This is a genomic window from Actinomycetes bacterium, from assembly GCA_036510875.1.
Classification (GTDB): domain Bacteria; phylum Actinomycetota; class Actinomycetes; order Prado026; family Prado026; genus DATCDE01.
The window spans coordinates 1-6038 of sequence record DATCDE010000026.1 but is presented as its reverse complement, the minus strand read 5'-3'; the positions used below and the strand labels follow the sequence as shown (position 1 = coordinate 6038).

6 protein-coding genes are annotated in these 6038 nt (G+C 68.0%); 3 read left to right on the top strand and 3 right to left on the bottom strand.

The features are described 5' to 3' along the window. Both VIM19_01610 and VIM19_01605 read left to right on the top strand, forming a co-directional pair. The coding region (locus VIM19_01610; GenBank protein HEY5183609.1) for a YccF domain-containing protein at positions 1 to 220 on the top strand (220 nt) is incomplete at its 5' end. Positions 221 to 1296: 1076 nt separating this feature from the next. Then, positions 1297 to 1776 (top strand): hypothetical protein, encoded by a 480-nt coding sequence (locus VIM19_01605; GenBank protein HEY5183608.1) that lies wholly within the window; start codon positions 1297 to 1299, stop codon positions 1774 to 1776. 191 nt (positions 1777 to 1967) lie between these two features. Here VIM19_01605 and VIM19_01600 read toward each other — a convergent pair whose 3' ends face one another. Both VIM19_01600 and VIM19_01595 read right to left on the bottom strand, forming a co-directional pair. Then, on the bottom strand, positions 1968 to 3548 hold the full coding sequence (locus VIM19_01600) for an IS1182 family transposase (GenBank protein ID HEY5183607.1): 1581 nt from the start codon (positions 3546 to 3548) through the stop codon (positions 1968 to 1970). A gap of 98 nt (positions 3549 to 3646) precedes the next feature. Continuing rightward, positions 3647 to 4540, bottom strand: coding sequence for an NmrA/HSCARG family protein (locus VIM19_01595; protein HEY5183606.1), 894 nt, complete (start codon positions 4538 to 4540; stop codon positions 3647 to 3649). Positions 4541 to 4621: 81 nt separating this feature from the next. Here VIM19_01595 and VIM19_01590 point away from each other — a divergent pair, with 81 nt between their 5' ends. Beyond that, the gene (locus tag VIM19_01590; protein HEY5183605.1) at positions 4622 to 5098 is read left to right on the top strand and encodes a MarR family transcriptional regulator; all 477 of its coding nucleotides are present in this window, start codon (positions 4622 to 4624) and stop codon (positions 5096 to 5098) included. 519 nt (positions 5099 to 5617) lie between these two features. Here the strand turns inward: VIM19_01590 and VIM19_01585 are convergent. Beyond that, the coding region (locus VIM19_01585; GenBank protein ID HEY5183604.1) for a purine-nucleoside phosphorylase at positions 5618 to 6038 on the bottom strand (421 nt) is incomplete at its 5' end.

The window sequence follows — 6038 nt, the reverse complement described above, 5'->3', positions numbered from 1 at the left end:
CGTGTGGAAGCCCAGCGCGGGTGCCGCGTCGACGGTTGGCAACGTCCTGTGGCTCATCCTGTTCGGGTGGTGGCTGGCACTCGGGCAGATCGTGGCGGGCATCGCCTGGTGCATCACGATCATCGGGATCCCGTTCGGGGTTGCGTCCTTCAAGATGGTGCCGCTGGCGCTGTTACCCCTCGGGCGTGAGGTGGTCCCGCTAGATCAGGTCACTTCGTAGCCGCGCGAGAGGTCATGACCAGCGTCGTCGCCGTTCCGGTTCGTCCCGAGTCGAGTTGATGGTGAAGCCGGTCCACCTTATGACTGACCCCAGGTTCCCGCCCCACCTGATCATGTTGATCACGCTCTCTGTCGACGACGGGTGAAAGGTGACCGAGGTGGCCCAACACAGCGGCCGGTGGCGAGGTCGCATGCGTCACTCGGCCTGCTGACAGACCTTCGACTGCTCGACGCCCTTGCCTGGAGGCTGAGCCCGGGTACGGCCGGATCCACGACGCGCAAGTGGACGCACGGCACTTGACCTGCGCCTTGCCGCCGCGATCTCTGCCCGGCTCGCTCGGCTCAGGGCCGTCCGGCCCTACTCCATCCCCTCGTCAACTCGACAGGCACGAGCCGTGCCGGGTCAGACATCTCGATCGTCCAAGGCAGCTGCATCCAGTGACCCCGGCGCCTGAACCGCAGGCGGGAGGTTCGGCATGAGTTCCGTCGAGATCGCAGTGATCCCGACCTTGACAGTTCTCGTCGTTGTCGGTGCCGTGACAGCGAAGCACTTCCAGAATCGATCAGCGCTAGAGATCCACCGCGTGGATCCCTCCGCGTGGGAGGCGGTTCTAACGACTCCATCCAAGGCTCAGCCTGCTGTCCGGACCGACTCCCCGGTCCACCGGGTTCCCGCATCGACGCCGGTCGAATCGGTCGCAGCCACTCTGACGCCACCTCCATCAGCGCGCGGCGAGGCGACTCGGCCCTCGTCAGCCGGGCACAAGATCACAGTCATCGCGACCAAGGTCCAGCGACTTTCGGCGATCGTGATCGTCTTCGCCTGGGTGTTGGGCATAGTCGGAGCGCTCAGCCTCGCCGTCGCCGTTGTTGCGGGCGTCTCCCTCGCGAGCGGTGGGCAATCCGACCTGTTGATCATCCTTGCATCGAGCGTGTCATCGCTGCCACCTGCCTCGTCCAGGCGACGTTCCTGGCCCTCCTAGGCCGGTACACGGAGATGCGGGCCGAGGAGCATCTGGAAGGGGTCCGGCACCGATGAACAGAGGACTTGCCGCGACGGCTGGGGGTTCCCTAGCCATGACGATGCTGCTGCTCGGTGGGTGTGCGACCAGCGGATCGAACCCTGCCGCACCGACCGCTGTCAGCGGCACCCAGCAATCCGACGCGGCGAGCCCGACGATCGACTACGGCCAGCAGTACCTCGACGCAGTCAAGCCGCTCAACACCACCATGGCCGAGATGGCGACGAAGTTGGAGGCATTGCCGGAGTCGGCCACCGGGCCGGACGCCGCCAAGGTCATGGCCCCCTACGTGCGGGTGCTCAGGGACACGTCCGAGAGGTTGTTGCGCATGCCCTGGCCGGACAACGTGCAGGCGGACATCAAGACGCTGGTGACCGCCGAGGTTGGACTGGCCGCCACACTCGACTCCCTCGCCACCCAGAACGCCTTCAGCATCGCCCAGTGGACGACACAGTTCGGTGTGGACGGGGGGAGAATCGCGGCCGCCGTGGCAATCGTCCGCGCAGATCTGGGCCTACCGCGCGCAGGGCAGTAGGCCCTCTAGGTGACTGGTGTGAATCGGTCCGTTTGCGTGGGTCGCCGTCGCGGGGGTCGTTGCTGTGCGGTCCTTCCGGGCTGCTGATGTTCGCCGTGACCCTGGCCGGCTCGTCGTTCTTCGAGTTCGCAGGGATGCCATGAGGCCGCCTGTGGGTCCGGTCGTGGCTGAGCCTGGGCTCCCTTGCCTTCTCAGGCGGTGGCTGCCGTCCATCCGGTTGTTGTCGAGCGAACCTTGAGCACGGCGAGGCGGGCGAGGTTGTGGGAGGCGGCCAGGAGGTTGAAGTCGGCGTCGATCTTGGCGCGTCCGCGCATCCGGGCCCGGCGGCCGCCGTGTTTGCGGCGCATCAGATGACCGAGTTTGCGTTCGACCTCCGGCCGGGTCGCCCGGTAGTCCTGGGCCCAGGACGGGTCCTGCTGCTGCCGCCGGGCATCGGTCAGGCGCTGCTCGTAGCGACCGACCGTGATTGTGCGACCGTCGCGGGAGTTGGTGCACTGCGCCCGCAGCGGGCCGTCGGCGCAGACATCACCGAAGTTGGCCATGCCGCCGCTGTCCTTGCCGCGCCGGATGGTCGCGGTCTGCCCGGCCGGGCAACTCACTCGGTCGCTGTCGAGATCGACCGCGAAGCGGTCCTTGGCGAACCGGCCACCTGGTGCGGTCGGGGGCTGGGTCTTGCACCGCGACACGATGTCGTTGCCCGCGAGGGTGTCCTGGAACTCGCCGCTGCCGTAGGCGGAGTCGCCATAGACCATCGACCCGTCGCCGTCGCCGTCGCCGTCCAGCAGGTCGTCGATGAGGTCGCAGGCGACCGCGGCGTCCCCGACGTTGCCGGCACTGACCTCGGTGTCGGTGACGATCTCGCTGTCCGGGTCGACCGCGAGATGGCCTTTGTAGCCGTCGAACCCGCGGGCTTGGGTCTTGTGCCCGTGCCGGGCCTGCGGGTCGACGGTGGAGATGACCCGGTCCTTCGCGACCCGCCGGGCAATCTTGAAGCTGCCACCCTCGTCGGTCTCCAGGTCCTGGCCGAGCACGGTGGCGAGCAGCACCGCAGCGTCGGTCACCAGCGGGCCGGCCTGACGGCCATCCAGTACCGCCAGGCAGCCGTATCCGTCGCGGGCCCGCGAGTCGATCAGCTCCGCCCGGGCCGCGGTGTCGTCCCAGTCAACCTGCGGCTTGGCGCTGCTGGCGTAGTCATCACCACTGCTCAGCGCCGCCCGCAACTGCGTGCCCAGCTCCGGACCGGCCACCTTCAGCAGCCCGCGGATCGCCGAGCGGATCAGCGTGACGGTGTCCATCGTGGCGACAGCGTCGTAGAGCGGGGTGGAGTCCAGCACCCGCCTGATCCCGACCAGCCCCGCGGCCGACGCCGCCTCCAGGGCCACCCGGAAGATCCGGCGCGGATCAGCCGAAGCCGCCAGCCGGGCCCGCATGTCGACCAGCACGGTGTGCGCGAACTGCGCCCACCCGTCCCCGTCATAGCCACCGACCCCGGCGGCATACCGCCAGCGGGCGTCGAAGGCGTACCGGTCGACCGCTTCGCGGTCCGACAAGCCCTCGAGGCGCTGCAGCACCATCACGGTGGCGACCACGCACGGCGGGACACTGCGCCGGCCCCTGTCGCTGAACAGGTCAGCGAACATCTCATCGGGAAACAGCCGATCCCGTTCCCGGTTCAGCAGCGTGTAGATCGATCCCTCGGGCAGGGCCCGCTCGCAGAACCGGTTCAGATCATCGAGCAGATCACCCTGCCGCTCCGCCAGACCCAACGTCATGCCACACCCCAGGAGAAGGAAACCTTGGTCTCAGGGCAATTCTCCCGACCCGGTCACCCCGACCGGTGGACCGCCACGCAGCGAAAGACACCAGTCACCTAGGCGGGCATGTGCTCTTTGGCCCAGGTGGCGAAGTCGGTCGACGAGGTGGTGCTCACCCGCCGAGCGGCCGCGATCACCTCGTCGGCGTCGGGGCCGAGGTAGGTGTACTCCTGCCAGTAGCCCATCATCTGCGCCATCTCCTCCGCGCCGGGGAAGAAGGTCGCGAAAACCTCACCGGGCACCTGCATCACCGCGACCGAGTGACCCTGCGCGTTGAGGGTGTCCGCGACGTCGCCGAGGCTCATCAGGCCGGCCGCGGACGACAGGTACGCACCCGCGCCAACCGCATCGGGTTGGGCAAACGCACCAGCCACGACCCCGCCGAGGTCCTCGATCGAACCCATGTGCACCACCCTGGCGTCCGCGGCCAACGGCAGCGCCCAGCCCGTGCTGCCGTCCGGGAGCGGTTGTGGCGGCATGTTCTTCACCAGGTTCTCGAAGTAAAATGGGGCCTCGACGAAGGTGTACGCCGTGAAGCCTGCGTCACGGACGAACTGGTCGACCTTGGCCTTGCTGGTGAAGTGGGCGACCTCGTACCTGCCGCCGCTGATGGCTTCGACATTCGGCAACGTCGACCAGACGTAGTGCCTCACGCCGGCCTTGGCGGCAGCGTCGACGGCGTTGCGGCCCTGGGCGATCTCGTCGGAGCCCGGCTCCCAGAAGTTCGAGACGGCGAAGGCCCCGTGGGCACCGTCGAACGCTGCCTCGAGAGTTGCCGGCTGGTTGAGGTCGGCCGCCACCACTTCGTCGGCGGGCCCGGAGTAGGCGTCCGGCCGGCGAGTGATGGCGCGGACCCGGAACCGGCCCTGCTCGGCCAGGGCACGGACGACGCTACTGCCCTGAGACCCGCTGGCGCCGAGTACGGCGATGATGGGACGGTCGTCGGACATGAACCTCTCCTCTATTGCACGTACACGAATAGATGAACGCTCAACATACTTCCCCACTCTTGCAGGTGCAATACTTGGTCAGTGAGCGTTGAGCAGACCGTGGCGACCAGCTGGCTGGCTCAGCCCGAGTCGGACCGGGCGGCGTGGAACAACTTCCGCAAGGCGGCTGTCAGCGTGATCGCCCGGCTCGACGCGGACCTGCAAGACCACGTCCAGATCGGCTACACGGACTTCGACGCACTCATCCACCTGTCGACGGCCGACGACTCGACGATGCGCATGGCCGACCTCGCCCGCTCGGTGTCCCGCAGCCCGAGCGCGCTGACCCGCCTCGTCGCCCGGCTCGAGAGTCGAGGCCTCGTCGAACGCACCCGTCACTCCCCCACCGAAGTGAGTGTCACCCTGACCGAGCGCGGCCTCGCCTTGCTGGCCGAGGCCGCGCCCCGGCACCTGGAGTTGGTCGACCAGCTGTTCTGGGCACCGCTCACGGCGAACCAACGGGTCACGCTCGGCACGCTGTCCGGCCGTCTGCTCGACCTGCCGGCACCGAACTGCTGAGTCGACGGATACCCGACGCAGCCGCGAGCCCGGCCGGGTCCCGAGTCGGTCCGGTCCCGGGTCGGTCTAGTCCGAGATGAAGGCGGTGCTGGCCAGTTCCACAGCCAGCCCGCCACCGTCGGCAACCAGTGCGGTGCCGCAAACGGTCGACGCCTCGTCCGATGCCCGGAAGAGGCAGCAGGCCCCAGCATCGGCTTCCAGGTCCCCCCAGTGTCCAGCCCAACGAACAGATACCTACCGCCAGTCTTCTTGCCCCGATCGACCAAGCACGCCCATGCTGTGAACTTGTACACGTGCGCAAACGATCAAGCGCAACGATTCGGACTGTCAACCCATCCGACGGGGCCAACCAGCTCCCGTGCGAGCCTCGAACTGCCCACCTCCGCTCGTGCACGGAAGCCGATATGCGTGCCGCTGAGGCTGCACGCGATGCCGATCGCGCGCGCTTGTTCGGCGGACAGTCAGGCAACGGGGATCGGGTCGTAGTCGAGCCAGCCCTGGACGGGACAGTGACTGTCGTCAGGCTGGTGGGAGGCGCAGTGCTGCGTCGGCAGCGAGCCAGAACAGGCCCTCGCGGACGTCGAAGGCACTGTGCCGTCCCCGGTGGTCCCACTCGTCGGCCACCAGCGATTCCCCGGGACACAGCAGTGACACGAGGCGCGCTCCCCGGTACGTGGCGACGGCCAGCAGCGCGGACGTTTCCATCTCGACGGTGATGCTCCCGTCCCGCTCGACACGCCGTGCGACCCGGGTGCGAGCCTCCCGATACACAGCATCCGTGGTCCACGTGCGACCGGTGACGAACGGGACGCCCGCGTCCGCGAGAGTCGCCTCGACACACGCGACAAGCGCAGGATCCGTCTCGATGACACGGGAGGGAGCGGCGTAGTGAAACGACTTGCCGTCATCGCGGACTGCGCAGTCGACGACAACCGCGTGA

Excerpts from the sequence above, each read along its gene's own strand:
- VIM19_01605 (HEY5183608.1), top strand. The coding sequence starts at position 1,297 with ATGACGATGCTGCTGCTCGGTGGGTGTGCGACCAGCGGATCGAACCCT.
- VIM19_01600 (HEY5183607.1), bottom strand. The coding sequence starts at position 3,548 with ATGACGTTGGGTCTGGCGGAGCGGCAGGGTGATCTGCTCGATGATCTG.
- VIM19_01595 (HEY5183606.1), bottom strand. The coding sequence starts at position 4,540 with ATGTCCGACGACCGTCCCATCATCGCCGTACTCGGCGCCAGCGGGTCT.